The sequence below is a fragment of the Stenotrophomonas sp. YJH_SMC_14-1 genome (assembly GCF_059372275.1).
In genome coordinates this window covers 620,921-633,744 of the sequence record NZ_JCAFVK010000001.1, presented here as the reverse complement: position 1 = coordinate 633,744, position 12,824 = coordinate 620,921, and the positions used below count along the sequence as shown (strand labels likewise).

Genomic DNA, 12,824 nt, shown 5'->3' with positions numbered 1-12,824 from the left:
GCCGGCGACGGGTGCCAGCCTACCCCCCGGCGGCGGATTTTTCTATTCCGGATGCTTAGACGTTCAGCAGCAGGAACTCGCGCTCCCACGAGCTGATGACACGGAAGAAGGTCTCGTATTCCTTGCGCTTCACCGAGATGTAGGCCCGGCAGAAGCGTTCGCCCAGCAGGGCCTGCAGTTCGCTGCACTGCTCCAGCCCATCCAGCGCTTCGCCCAGCGAGCGCGGCAGGTTGTAGCCCAGTTCCTTGGCGCTGCCGGTCACCGGCGCATCCGGTGCCAACCGCTCGCGGATGCCCAGCAGGCCGCAGGCCAGGGTCGCCGCCATCGCCAGGTAGGGGTTGGCGTCGGAACCGGCGAAGCGGCTCTCCACGCGCATGTTTTCCGGCGTGTCCAGCGGCACGCGCAGGCCACAGGTGCGGTTGTCGAAGCCCCAGTGCACGTTGCTCGGCGAGACTTCGCCGAACACCAGCCGGCGGTAGGAATTCACGTTCGGCGCGAAGAACGCCATCGCCTGCGGCGCGTACTTCTGCAGGCCGCCCAGATAGTGGCCGAACACCGGGCTGAACTCGCCTTCGGCATCGGTATCGCCAGCGAACACATTGCTGCCGTCGCTCACCCGCACCAGGCTCTGGTGGATGTGCATGGCACTGCCCGGCTCGTTCTCCATCGGCTTGGCCAGGAAGGTGGCATACACGCCGTGGCGCATCGCCGCCTCGCGCATGGTGCGCTTGAACAGGAACACCTGGTCGGCCAGGTCCATCGCATCGGCATGGGTGAAGTTGACCTCCAGCTGCGCCGCACCGGATTCGTGGATCAGCGTGTCCACATCCAGCTTCATCGCATCGGCGTAGTCGTACATCAGGTCGAGGATCGGGTCGAATTCGTTGACCGCATCGATCGAGTACGACTGCCGCGCGGTTTCCGGGCGCCCGGAGCGGCCGGCCGGTGGCAGCAGCGGGAAGTCCGGGTCGGTGTTCTTCTGCACCAGGAAGAACTCAAGCTCCGGCGCCACCACCGGCCGCAGGCCCAGCTCGGCGTAGGCCGCCAGCACGCGGCGCAGTACGTTGCGTGGCGCCAGCTCGTGCGGCTCACCGTTCTTGGTGTAACAGTCGTGGATGACCTGCGCGGTGGCGTCGGCCGCCCACGGCACCATGCGCACCGTGTCCGGATCGGGACGCAGCATCATGTCCGAGTCCGACGGCGAGGTCAGCTCGTAGTAGTCATCAGGGAACTCGCCGGTGACGGTGGTGGCGAAAATGCCTTCGGGCAGCCGCGTACCGTAATCATGCGAGAACTTGTCGGCGGGAATGATCTTGCCGCGCGCGTTGCCGGTGATGTCCGGGACCAGGCATTCGACCTCGGTGATGCGCCGCTCCTTCAGCCAGCGCAGCAGGCTGCTTTCCTGCGGTGCGGGGGGCGTAGCCGTCTTGCGCGGGCGCGTTCGGGAACTCATCGGGAATCCAGTCGGTTCTGTTGGTGCTGCCGGCAAGCTTGGCCGAACGCACGGAAAATAGCGTGATAGAACGGCGAGTCCATGACACGCCACTCCGGGTGCCACTGTACGCCGAGCACGAAACGATGGCGTGGGCTGCGCGCTGCCTCGACCAGTCCATCATCGGCCCTGGCCTCGACCTGCAGCCCGTGTGCCAGTCGGTCGATGCCCTGCCCGTGAACCGAATTGACCTGTGCGCGGTCACCGCCTTGCCACTGCGCCAGCCAGCCATCCGCCGCCAGGGCGACCGCATGGGCCGGCCCGTACTGCACATCAACCGGCGCCTTCGGGTCTTCACGATGATCCGAAAGACCGGGCGCCGCGTGCACCTGCGGATGCAACGTGCCACCCAGCGCAACGTTCAGCTCCTGCAGGCCGCGGCAGATCGCCAGCACCGGCAGGTCCAGCGCCAGCGCCTCGTGCAGCAGCGCGAACGCGTTGGCGTCACGGGCCGGGTCATGCGGATTGCCCGGCCAGCTGCGACCGCCGTCGTAATGCTGCGGTTCGATGTTGCTGACCGCACCGGTCAACAGCAGGCCATCGAGCCCCTGCAGCCAGTCGCCGGCCGGCAGCGGCGGCTGCACGCTCGGCAACAGTACCGGGGTCACCTCGGCGGCCTCGGCCAGCGCGCGCACGTACTTCTCGCCGGCCACCGCGAAACGGTGATGGCCGAGCACGGTGCTGTCGGTGGGCAGGCCCACCCAGGGCAGGCGGCGCATGGGAAAACTCCTTGGCGTGCCGACACGTTACCCGCCGTCAGGCGAAGGCGGCAAGTCGTCGCCGTCACACCATGGCTGTCACGCATCGGCGAAACTACTCGGGTGAATGCTGATCGTCCTCCCCCGCTCTCCTCCACCGCACTGCGCCCGCGAGGCCTGCGGTGAGTGCCGCGTTCCCGCCCAGCTGGTATGCCGCCAGCCTGCCCGAACCACCCGCGCTGCCCCCGCTGCAGGGCGAGGTTCAGGCCGATGTCGCAGTGCTTGGTGCGGGCTACACCGGCCTGACCGCGGCCCTGGAACTGGCCTCACGTGGCCAGCGCGTGGTGGTGCTGGAGGCGCAGCGGATCGGTTGGGGCGCGTCCGGCCGCAATGGTGGCCAGGCGCTGGTCGGCTACGGCTGCGAGGTGGACGAACTGGAGCGTCAGCTGGGTCGTGATGATGCACGCCACCTGTTCGACTGGTCGCGCGACGCGGTGCAGGCGATGCGCACGCGCATCGATCGCCACCGCATCGACTGCCATTGGGTTGAAGGCCACGCCAGCGTGGCCATCCGTGAACGCCACGAGCGTGACCTGCGCGCCAACTGCGAGCACCTGCAACGCCACTACGACTACCCCATGCAGTGGTGGGGCCGTGACGCTCTGCGCGCGCAGCTGGACAGCCCGCGCTACCGCGCCGCGATGTTCGACCCGCTCAGCGCACACCTGCACCCGCTGGCGTATGCACGCGGTCTGGCCGATGCAGCGCGCGCGGCAGGTGTGGTCATCCACGAGAATTCGCCCGTCGTGCGCATCCAGCGCGGGCCACGGCCGAGCCTGCACACTGCCCAGGGCAGCGTGCGCGCCATGCATCTGGTGGTGGCCGGCAATGCCTGGCTGCAGGGCCTGCTGCCCGAGCTGGAACGGCGGATCATGCCGGTGGGCACCTATATCGGTGCCAGTGAGCCACTGGGCGCAGAACGTGCCCGCGCCCTGATCGGCAACAACATGGCCGTGGCCGACACCGCCTGGGCACTGGACTACTTCCGCCTCAGCCACGACCACCGCCTGCTGTTCGGCGGCCGCGCCAGCTACTCGGCACTGCCCCCGCCCGGCCTGCGCGGGGTGATGCAGCGACGCATGCACGACGTCTTCCCGCAGCTGGCCGACGTGGTACTGGACCAGGTCTGGGGTGGCTACGTGGACATCACCCGCAACCGCGCCCCGCACTGGGGCCGGCTGGACGGCAACCTGTACTTCGCGCAGGGATTCTCCGGCCATGGGGTGGCCGCCGCCGGACTGGCCGGCGAGGTGATCGCCGCCGCCATTGCCGGCCAGAGCGAGCGTCTGGACGTGTTCCAGCGCCTGCGGCATGCGCCCTTCCCCGGCGGCCGGCTGCTGCGCACGCCCCTGCTGGTGGCGGCGATGTCGTGGTACAAGCTGCGGGATGCGTTGTGGTAGCCGGGCCCTTCCCAGCCACATAATCGGCGCAGGAGCTGGGGAGCACGTGGATGCAGTGGTGGAAGGACGGCCTGCTGGTGAGGATACGGGTCAGCCCAGAAGGGCTGGCGCTGGCGCTGCTCTATGCCCTCGCCTGCTGGGGAGCGCGCAAGCTGTCACTGGACCAGTTCTTCCTGCCTGCCGGCGTGCGGGTGGCCGCGCTGTTGCTGTGCCCGCCGCGTCTTTGGCCCTACCTGCTGATGGGTGAATACGCCTACTTCGCGCATCTGCGCATCCCCCTGATCAGCAAATACAACCTGACCTGGGTAATCCTGGCCTCGGTGTTCCTGATGCCTGCCGTGATGCTGATCGTGCGCCTGCACCGGAAGCTGCTGGCACGCACCACGATCGTCGGCGTGATCTCCATTGCGGTATGCGCCGCGACGGTCGTCAGCCTGCTCAACCTCGGAATCTCGTATGTGATGTGGGCACCGTTGCATGAAGAGACATTACTCACCAATGTGCTGCGCTATGCGCTGGGCGACTTCACCGGCATCCTGATCCTGGCACCCCTGGCATTGCTGTGGATCCGACGCGCCGAGGAAAAATGGACAACCGGGTCTGTCGCGGCCACGGTCGCAGCACTCGGCGCCATGCTGGTCATTGGCCTGCAGGCGACGCCGGTACCGGCCTCGATCACGGCCCCCGGCTCGCTGCAGCTGCTGTTGATCCTGCCTATTCCCGCGATCGCACTGACCTGCCTGCTGGGATGGCGCGGTGCGGCCATCGGTGTCGCCGCCGTTAACATGATTCTTGGCCTCAGCACCCCCGCCGACCATCCGACCGCATTCGACCCGGCTACCTTCGCTACCCAGCAGGCCATGGCCATCGCCAGCATCGCCCTGCTGTTGCTGGGTGCGCGCATCACCCACTTCCAGACCCAGCACCGGCTGCACGAGGAAGATGGTAGAGCGGCCCTGCAGCTTGCTCGGAATTCACACCTGGCCAGCGAGATGGACCTGCGTGAGCGCGCGGCCCATCTGCGCCAGCTGGGCGATGGCATGGACCTGTCGCTGAACGAAATGGTGAACTGGCTGCATGCGCAGGGTCATCACGCCGTGGCCGACAGCCTGCGGCATACCTCTGAGGTGCATTCGCGCCTGTTCCGGGCCCAGGCCAGCATGATCTATCCCGCCGCCCTGGAACAGCTGGGCCTGTACGTGGCGTTGCAGGCTGGCGGGGTGCGCGAGGCATGGAATGCTACGCATCGCATCGGCCAGCCGAGGTTGAAGGGTGACCCCTGCGCACTCGGGGTCGGCCTTCAGCTTGCTGCCTATCGACTCGTGGTCGATGCGGTCTCGCTTCTATTGAAGTGCGAGTGTGGACAGATCTCGGTCAGTATCCGCTGCGGAAGCTCCTTCCGGAAGCGTGGTGCCTTCATCTGCGTGGCTCTTCTGGACCGCCACGCATCACTGGGAAGCCGTGCAAAGGCGCTGGCAAACGAGCAGCTGCTGGGCCGAGTGCTCGCACACGCTGGCCACATGGACCTGAGTGGCAACAGGCTCAGGATGGTGTTGACCGAAGCACGGGACGCTCCCCGCCAGGCAGGCACTACTGAAGCCTTGAGGGAAAGCACACGCTCCATGGACACTGGCGTCCCCCGGGCCGCGATCTGACTATCCCGGTGAAAGGAGCTGCAGATCATTGCGCGAAAGTGATCTTTGGTCGGCGCCGAACCCACCCCGTCAGGATCTGGCGCCGGCGTGCAATTGCGCCCCCCTGCTTCCATCGATACTGTCATCCAATGGCGCGTCATGGCGCGTTCAAGCAACCCGCACGGCCGCTGCCAATGTCACGAGCAAGGGAGGCTCGGGTTTGGACCGATTCAAGAAGGCAGTTGAACTGAGCTTCCGTATCCGGCCAGCCGGCATCGCACTCGCGGCCGTCTATGCGCTGAGCTGCCTCGGCTCGCGTCAGTTTTCGCTGGATCAGTTCTTCCTGCCGGCGGGCATCCGCGCAGCGGCACTGCTGATCGTCCCGACCCGCCTGTGGCCCTACCTGCTGCTGGGCGAGTACGCGTACTTTGCAACGCTGCGCATCCCCATGATCGACACCTACGGCCTGGATTGGGTCATCCTGGCTTCGACGCTGCTGATGCCGATGGCGATGCTGGTGGTCTACCTGCATCGGATGAGAATGCCGTCCGAAGCAGCCACCGGTCTGTGGCTGCTGTCGCTGTCGTTCTGCACAGCGTTGTTCGTGCCGGGTCTCAACCTGGGCATTTCATATGTCCTATGGTCGAACCCACCACCCAGCAACCTGCTGGACGCGGTCGACCGGACGATCTTTGGCCACTTCGCCGCCATCATCACCCTGGTGCCGTTGGCATTCCTCTGGTCGCGGCGGCAGGCCGACCCCGGTTGGACAGACCGTTTCGTCGCCCCTACCGCCTCGGCGATCCTGGTGATGCTGGTGCTGGGCCTGTGCATGCAATTGACACGCGCCGACGCCCACACGACGCGGACACACATGGTGCTGCTGGCCGCCCTGCCCGCCATCGCCCTGACCTTCATGCACGGGTGGCGCGGCGCAGCCATCGCGATTCCGTTGTTGAACCTCCCCCTGCACGGCGCAACGCCCAGCACTGGCCTGCCTTCCTCGTTCGACCTGGGCACGTTCACCACCCAACAGAACATGGCGGTGATGAGTGTCGCACTGCTGGCACTCGGTTCCAGCATCAGCTATCACCATCAGCGCGCCCGGTCCCGCGGCCTGGCCGAGGCAACCACGCTGCGCCTGGCACGCGGCTCACTTCAGACCAGCGAGCGTGAGCTGCGTGAACGGGCCGTCCACCTGAAGCACCTGGGCGAGGGCATGGACAATTCGCTCAGCGAGATGGTCAGCTGGCTGAAGTCCCAAGGCCACCATGCGGTCGCAAACAGCCTGCAGCACGCGTCGTCGGTACATTCACGGCTGTTTCGCGAACAGGCCAGCCTGGTCTATCCCACCGGACTGGAGCACGTCGGGCTCTACATCGCGCTTCAAGCCGGCGGTGCATGCGAAATCTGGAACAACACGCATCGCGTCATTCCACCCAGGCTGGCGGGCAATCCCTGCCTGCTGACCGTGGATCTGCAACTGGCCATCTATCGCTCGCTGATCGAGGCGGTTTCACTTCTGCTGGAGCTGGAAACCGGGCAGGTCTGCGTGCGCGCCCGAAGCGGTCGGGCAGGCAAGCATCGCGGCATTGTTGCCGTGGTGAGCCTGCTCGATCGTGGTTGTCCGCTTTCCACGCGTACCACCCAACAGGCCGTCGAGCGCCTGGCCGGACGGATGCTTGCCTACGGCGGAACGGTCCACTGCCGCGGCAATCGTCTGCGGCTGGTCCTGCATGAACCGATCACCCACGCGTCGCCAGCGGCGGCCTGACGCGGAATCTGGCCCGGCGCGCAACGTTCGCCGCTAAAGTTACACCCTAAACCGCCGTTATCCGTGCCGAGCCCCTCCCTCGTGAGCCACCGCATCATGCCCGTCCTGCCGCAGGCCGCCGTCGATGGCGACCTGGCCGATCCGCTGCCGCAGCGGATCCTGCTGGTCGAAAACTCCCGCGCCTTCACCGGCATGCTGCGCGAGGCCATCGAGCAGCGCCTGGAACTGCCGGTGGTGATCGCCTCCACCCTGGCCGAGGCCGACCGCCTGCTGAGCGAAGGTGGCGGCTGGTTCCTGGTACTGACCGGGCTGGTCCTGGCCGATGGCGACCGCGACGCGGTGGTCGAGTTCTTCCTCAAGCGCGACCTGCCCACCGTGGTGGTCAGCGGCGTCTACGACGAGGACCTGCGCAAGCGCGTGCTGCAGCAGCAGATCATCGACTACGTGCTGAAGAACACTCCCGGCAGCATCGATTACCTGGTGTGGCTGGTGCAGCGGCTGGAGCGCAACCGGCGCATCGCCGCGCTGGTAGTGGACGACTCACCGTCCGCGCGCGGTTACGCCGCAGCCTTGCTGCGCATGTACGGCCATGAGGTGCACGAAGCGGCCGATGGCAACGAAGGCCTGGCCGCGATCGAGGCGCATCCGGCGATCCGCCTGGCCGTGGTCGACCAGGAAATGCCGGGCATGCAGGGCGTGGAGTTCACCCGCCGCCTGCGCACCCTGCGTTCGCGCGACAAGGTGGCGGTGATCGGCATCTCCGGCAATACCGATGCATCGTTGATTCCGCGCTTCCTGAAGAACGGCGCCAACGATTTCCTGCGCAAGCCGTTCTCGCGCGAGGAATTCTTCTGCCGGGTCTCGCAGAATGTGGACCAGCTGGAGCTGATCGGCACCCTGCAGGACCTGGCCACCCGCGATTTCCTCACCGGCCTGCCCAACCGCCGCTGCTTCCTGGAGCAGAGCCAGCGCCAGCTGCCGCAGCTGCAGCTGCACGGCCAGTGCGTGGCGGTGGCGATGATCGACATCGACCACTTCAAGCACATCAATGACACCCATGGCCACGAAGCCGGCGACGATGCGCTGCGCGCGGTGGCCGGCGCGGTGGCCACGCATGCACGCAGCCACGACCTGATCGCGCGCTTCGGCGGCGAGGAATTCTGCCTGCTGGTGCCGGACATGGAACAGGACGAGGCGCTGCTGTACTTCGAGGAGCTGCGCCAGCGCATCGCCGCGCTGGAGGTGGACATCGGCACCGCCACGCTGCGCATGACGGTCAGCATCGGGCTGTGCTGCCTGCGCCCGCAGCGCGATGCACTGCACCGGCTGATCTCCGAAGCCGACCGCCAGCTGTACCTGGCCAAGGCCGGTGGCCGCAACCGGGTCAGCTGCACCACGGTCGCCAGCCCGCTACGCCCACGCGAGCCGGCGCTGCCCTGACCGGTACGCTTTGATCCAGATCAACGCCGCCCGCGCCGGGCGGCTCTACAGTCCGCCCCGACATACGCATGAAGGGGAGCCGGGGATGGCACTACTGGTCTGGCAGGACGATCTGAACATCGGCATCGATGTGATCGACCAACAACACCGCCGCATCATCGAAATGCTCAACCACCTGCACGTGGCCCAGGCCAGCATGCAGCGTGCCGCAGTGGGTGAAGTGATCGACGAGGTGGTGGACTACACCATGTCGCACTTCGCGTTCGAGGAAGAGCTGATGGAGGAAGCGGGCTACCCGTTCTGTGCCGCGCACAAACGCGTGCATGAGGTCTTCATCAAGCGTGTCTCGGAGTACCGCATGCGCTTCCAGGCCGGCGAGGACATCAGTGACGAGCTGCGCACCATGCTCTCGCGCTGGCTGTTCAACCACATCCGCGGCGACGACCAGGCCTATGCCGAACAGGTCAAGGCGCACCTGAACCAGTTCGCCCGCGAACACCAGGGCGGCGGCTGGCTGGGTCGCACGCTCAAGCGCTTCTTTGGTTGAGCCGCAGCGCGCGCCGGTGCAGTACCACCAGCGCGCACAGGGTGGCCACCGCGGTCAGGCACAGGTAGTAACCCACCGCAACCAGGCCGAAGCGCTCGGCCAGCCAGGTGGCCAGGTACGGCGCCGGTGCCGCACCGAGGATGCCGGCCAGATTGAAGGACAGCGAGGCACCGGTGTAGCGCACCTCCACCGGGTAGATCTCGGCCAGGAAGGTACCGCAGGGGCCGTAGGTCAGCCCCATCAGGAACAGGCCCAGGCACAGGAAGGCGGTGACCAGCCACGGGCTGTGCGGCTGGAACAACGGTGCGAACAGTACGCCGAAGCCGACGATCAGTACGCTGGCAACAATCATCGTGCGCCGCGTGCCCCAACGGTCGCCATAGCGCGCCGACAGCGGGATGCCCAGCGCGAAGAACAGCATGCCGGCCATCTGCATCAGCAGGAACTGCTCGCGGCTGTAGCCCAGCACCGCGGTGCCATGACCGAGACTGAACACCGTCATCAGGTAGAACAGCACGAAGGTGGCGAAGGCGCCCAGCGTGCCGAGCAGCATCGGTACCGGGTGGTCACGCAGTACCGTCCACATCGGCAACCGCACCGGCGCCTTGCGCTCCAGCGCCTTCTTGAAGTCCGGCGTCTCGTGGATGTTCAGGCGCACCCACAGGCCAAGGCCGACCAGCAGTGCGCTGGCCACGAACGGAATGCGCCAGCCCCACTGCAGGAAGTCGTTCTGGCTCAGGCAGCGGCCGAGCACGAGGAAGATGCCGGCCGACAGCAGGAAGCCGAGCGGTGCGCCCAGCTGCGGGAACATGCCGTACCAGGCGCGCTTGCCCGGCGGCGCATTCTCGGTGGCCAGCAGCACCGCCCCACCCCACTCGCCGCCCAGCCCCAGGCCCTGGCCGAAACGGCACAGCGCCAGCAGCGCCGGCGCCCACAGCCCGATCTGCGCGTGGGTCGGCAGCAGGCCGATCAGCACCGTGGACAGGCCCATGGTCAGCAGCGCGGCGACCAGGGTGGCCTTGCGGCCGATGCGGTCGCCGAAATGGCCGAACACCGCCGAGCCGACCGGACGCGCGATGAACGCCACCGCGAAGGTCGCCAGTGACTGCAGCAGGGCCGCCTGCTCACTGCTGTCCGGAAAGAACAGGTGCGGGAACACCAGCACGGCGGCCGTGGCGTAGATATAGAAATCGAAGAATTCGATGGTGGTGCCGATCAGGCTGGCCAGCAGGATACGACGGGGGGAATTCACGGGCGGCGCGGCAGCAGTGATCGTCGACATCGGCAACACGGGTAACGGCGGATCGCCCGATTCTGCCACGGGCCGATGGCCGCACGGGACGATGGTTTCAGCCGACACCGATGCCAACGGAATTTTTCCGGCCGCCGGCTAGGCTGCGCCACCGGTCCCTGCATGGATGCCTTGCCCATGGCTGCAGTTGCGTTGTCATGCTCCGATTCGCCGAAGCTGCCGCGGATGGCGGCGTGGCTGGTGGTACTGCTGGTGCATGGCGGGCTCGCTCTGTGGCTGCTGGACAGCGGCCGGATCGAACTGCGCAGCGGTGAGGGCCCGCGGATCTCGCTGCATTGGCTGCCACTGGAACCGCCGGCGCCGGTACCTCAACAGCCCGCCTCGCCCTCCGTAAAGATGACGCGTCCGGCCGCATCGATGATGCCCCGCCCTGCTCCGGTTGCACAGGCAGAGAGCGCCCTGCCTGCCCCGGGGAACGTGGCTGCAGTGGCGCCACTGATCCTGAGCCTGCCTGCGGGCAGCATCGACGGTGGTGACGGCATCAGCGCAGCTGGCGTGGCGCCGCGCCTGATCGGTCGGCGCGAGGTCCATCCTGCGTTCGGGCCTCGCCGCAATTACTTCCGGATCCGTCGGCAGATGAGCCCCGAGCAGATCGTGCATGGCGTGGCGCAACTGCTGGGGCTTTGGCCGCCGGGATACATCGTCGACCCGTGCGAACTGGGTAAACAGGACATGGACTATTTCCAGAACGCGGTCGAAGACGCCGACCGCGACATGCTGCGCGCGGCAGTGCTGCAGGTGAGTGCCCGCTGCCGGTAGCTCGACGGCTGTCTGCCTTCTGCAGAGTCGAGCAACGCTCGACTGCTCTTCGCGAGAAGCAGTCGAGCAGGGCTCGACGCTACAAAGAACGAACAGCGGTCAAGCCGCCACGTCGTTACAGCTGGATCCAGGTGGCCTTGATCTCGCTGTACTTGTCGAACGCATGCAGTGACTTGTCGCGCCCATTGCCGGACTGCTTGTAGCCACCGAACGGTGCGGTCATGTCGCCACCATCCCAGCCGTTCACCCACACGCTGCCGGCGCGCAGCTGGCGTGCGACGCGATGGGCGCGGCCGAGGTCACGTGTCCACAGGCCCGCCGCCAACCCATAGCGGCTGTCATTGGCCACGCGCACTGCCTCTGCTTCGTCCTCGAAACCAAGTACCGCCAGCACCGGGCCGAACACCTCCTCGCGTGCCAACGCGTGGTCCGGACGCACCTGGTCGAACACCGTGGGCTGCACATAGCAGCCGCCGGCCTCCACCTCGGCCCGATGGCCGCCGAGCAGCAGGCGGGCGCCCTCGCCTTCGGCCCGTGCGATATCGGCCAGCACCTTGTGCACGTGCGCGGCATCGACCAGCGCGCCCATCGGTGCATCGGCCTCCAGTGGATGCTGCGGCTGCATATGCTGGCCGTAGGCAATCACCTGGTGCACGAAGTCCTCACGGATCGAGCGCTGCACCAGCAGCCGCGAGCCGGCGGTGCAGACTTCGCCCTGGTTGAAGAAGATGCCCTGCGCCACGGCCTTGGCCGCTGCGTCCAGGTCCGGTGCATCGGCGAACACCAGGTGCGGGCTTTTGCCACCGCATTCCAGCCAGACCCGCTTGAGGTTGGACCGTCCCGCATGCTCCAGCAGCTTCGCGCCGGTGGCGGTGGAACCGGTGAAGGCCAGCACGTCCACATCCATGTGCAGCGCCAACGGTTCACCGACGCGCGTACCGTGGCCTGGCAATACGTTCAGCACGCCGTCCGGCAGGCCCGCCTCAGCGGCCAGCGCGGCCAATCGCAACGCACTCAAGGGCGACCGCTCGGAAGGCTTGAGCACCACCGAATTGCCCATGGCCAGCGCAGGCGCGATCTTCCAGCAGGCCATCAGCAACGGAAAGTTCCATGGCACGATCGCTGCGACCACGCCGGCTGGCTCGCGCGTGACCAGGCCCAGCTCGTGTGGGCCAGTCGGTGCGACTTCGCCGTACAGCTTGTCCACCGCTTCGGCGGTCCAGCGCAGGCAGCGCACCACGCCGGGCAGGTCGATACGGCGTGCGTCGCGCACCGGCTTGCCCATGTCCAGGGTTTCCAGCAGGGCCAACTCATCAGCGTGCTTTTCCACCAATGCCGCCAAGGCCAGTAACACCCGCTTGCGATGGGCCGGGCTGGCCTCTGACCAGTGGCCCGCATCGAAGGCACGCCGCGCCGACCGCACTGCGCGCTCTACGTCCTCTGCATCGCAGTCGGCGACCACCGCCAGCACGCGCCCATCAATCGGGCTGATGCAGTCGAAGCGCGCGCCGCTGGCAGCGTCGGTGTAACGACCATCAATGAAGGCCTGTGCGGATATCGAAAGCTGCTGGGCCAGCACCTGCCAGTGGCTGCGGTCGGGAAAGGCGGCCATGTCGGGCTCCTCGGAACAGTTTCCCCGGTTATACCGGCGCGGCCGCGACTCCGCCGTGACGTGGCTGCGCTACATTTCCCCCATCGGACCCGATGG

10 protein-coding genes are annotated in these 12,824 nt (G+C 66.9%); 6 read left to right on the top strand and 4 right to left on the bottom strand.

Going from position 1 to position 12,824, the window contains the following annotated elements; translation table 11 throughout:
- Positions 1 to 55: 55 nt before the first annotated feature.
- Positions 56 to 1,453, bottom strand: coding sequence for a glutamine synthetase family protein (locus AC5P9P_RS03065; RefSeq protein ID WP_005408818.1), 1,398 nt, complete (start codon positions 1,451 to 1,453; stop codon positions 56 to 58).
- Positions 1,450 to 2,211, bottom strand: coding sequence for a gamma-glutamyl-gamma-aminobutyrate hydrolase family protein (locus AC5P9P_RS03060; protein ID WP_033834726.1), 762 nt, complete (start codon positions 2,209 to 2,211; stop codon positions 1,450 to 1,452). Before AC5P9P_RS03060 ends, AC5P9P_RS03065 begins: the two co-directional genes overlap by 4 nt.
- 161 nt (positions 2,212 to 2,372) lie before the next feature.
- Between AC5P9P_RS03060 and AC5P9P_RS03055 the strand changes: the two genes are divergently transcribed.
- The 5 genes from AC5P9P_RS03055 (at position 2,373) to AC5P9P_RS03035 (ending at position 9,045) form a co-directional block, all read left to right on the top strand.
- A complete protein-coding gene (locus AC5P9P_RS03055; protein WP_049402721.1) occupies positions 2,373 to 3,650 on the top strand; it encodes an NAD(P)/FAD-dependent oxidoreductase in 1,278 nt (425 codons plus the stop codon).
- Between the two features lie 50 nt (positions 3,651 to 3,700).
- On the top strand, positions 3,701 to 5,305 hold the full coding sequence (locus tag AC5P9P_RS03050; RefSeq protein WP_049431862.1) for an MASE1 domain-containing protein: 1,605 nt from the start codon (positions 3,701 to 3,703) through the stop codon (positions 5,303 to 5,305).
- 199 nt (positions 5,306 to 5,504) lie between these two features.
- Complete coding sequence (locus AC5P9P_RS03045; protein ID WP_033834723.1) at positions 5,505 to 7,058, top strand: MASE1 domain-containing protein; 1,554 nt, start codon at positions 5,505 to 5,507, stop codon at positions 7,056 to 7,058.
- A gap of 96 nt (positions 7,059 to 7,154) precedes the next feature.
- On the top strand, positions 7,155 to 8,498 hold the full coding sequence (locus tag AC5P9P_RS03040; RefSeq protein WP_005408813.1) for a diguanylate cyclase: 1,344 nt from the start codon (positions 7,155 to 7,157) through the stop codon (positions 8,496 to 8,498).
- 85 nt (positions 8,499 to 8,583) lie between these two features.
- Positions 8,584 to 9,045 carry a bacteriohemerythrin gene (locus tag AC5P9P_RS03035; protein ID WP_004151683.1) on the top strand — a complete coding sequence of 154 codons (462 nt, stop codon included), beginning with the start codon at positions 8,584 to 8,586 and terminating at the stop codon, positions 9,043 to 9,045.
- On the opposite strand, the gene AC5P9P_RS03030 is transcribed toward AC5P9P_RS03035, so the two are convergent.
- The gene (locus tag AC5P9P_RS03030) at positions 9,026 to 10,318 is read right to left on the bottom strand and encodes an MFS transporter (RefSeq protein ID WP_495232619.1); all 1,293 of its coding nucleotides are present in this window, start codon (positions 10,316 to 10,318) and stop codon (positions 9,026 to 9,028) included. The genes AC5P9P_RS03035 and AC5P9P_RS03030 overlap by 20 nt on opposite strands.
- 156 nt (positions 10,319 to 10,474) lie before the next feature.
- On the opposite strand from AC5P9P_RS03030, the gene AC5P9P_RS03025 reads away from it, so the two are divergent.
- Positions 10,475 to 11,116, top strand: a complete 642-nt coding sequence (locus tag AC5P9P_RS03025) for a hypothetical protein (protein ID WP_111188552.1) — start codon at positions 10,475 to 10,477, stop codon at positions 11,114 to 11,116.
- Between the two features lie 115 nt (positions 11,117 to 11,231).
- Here the strand turns inward: AC5P9P_RS03025 and AC5P9P_RS03020 are convergent, their stop codons facing one another.
- On the bottom strand, positions 11,232 to 12,728 hold the full coding sequence (locus tag AC5P9P_RS03020; protein WP_111188551.1) for an aldehyde dehydrogenase: 1,497 nt from the start codon (positions 12,726 to 12,728) through the stop codon (positions 11,232 to 11,234).
- Positions 12,729 to 12,824: the final 96 nt, after the last annotated feature.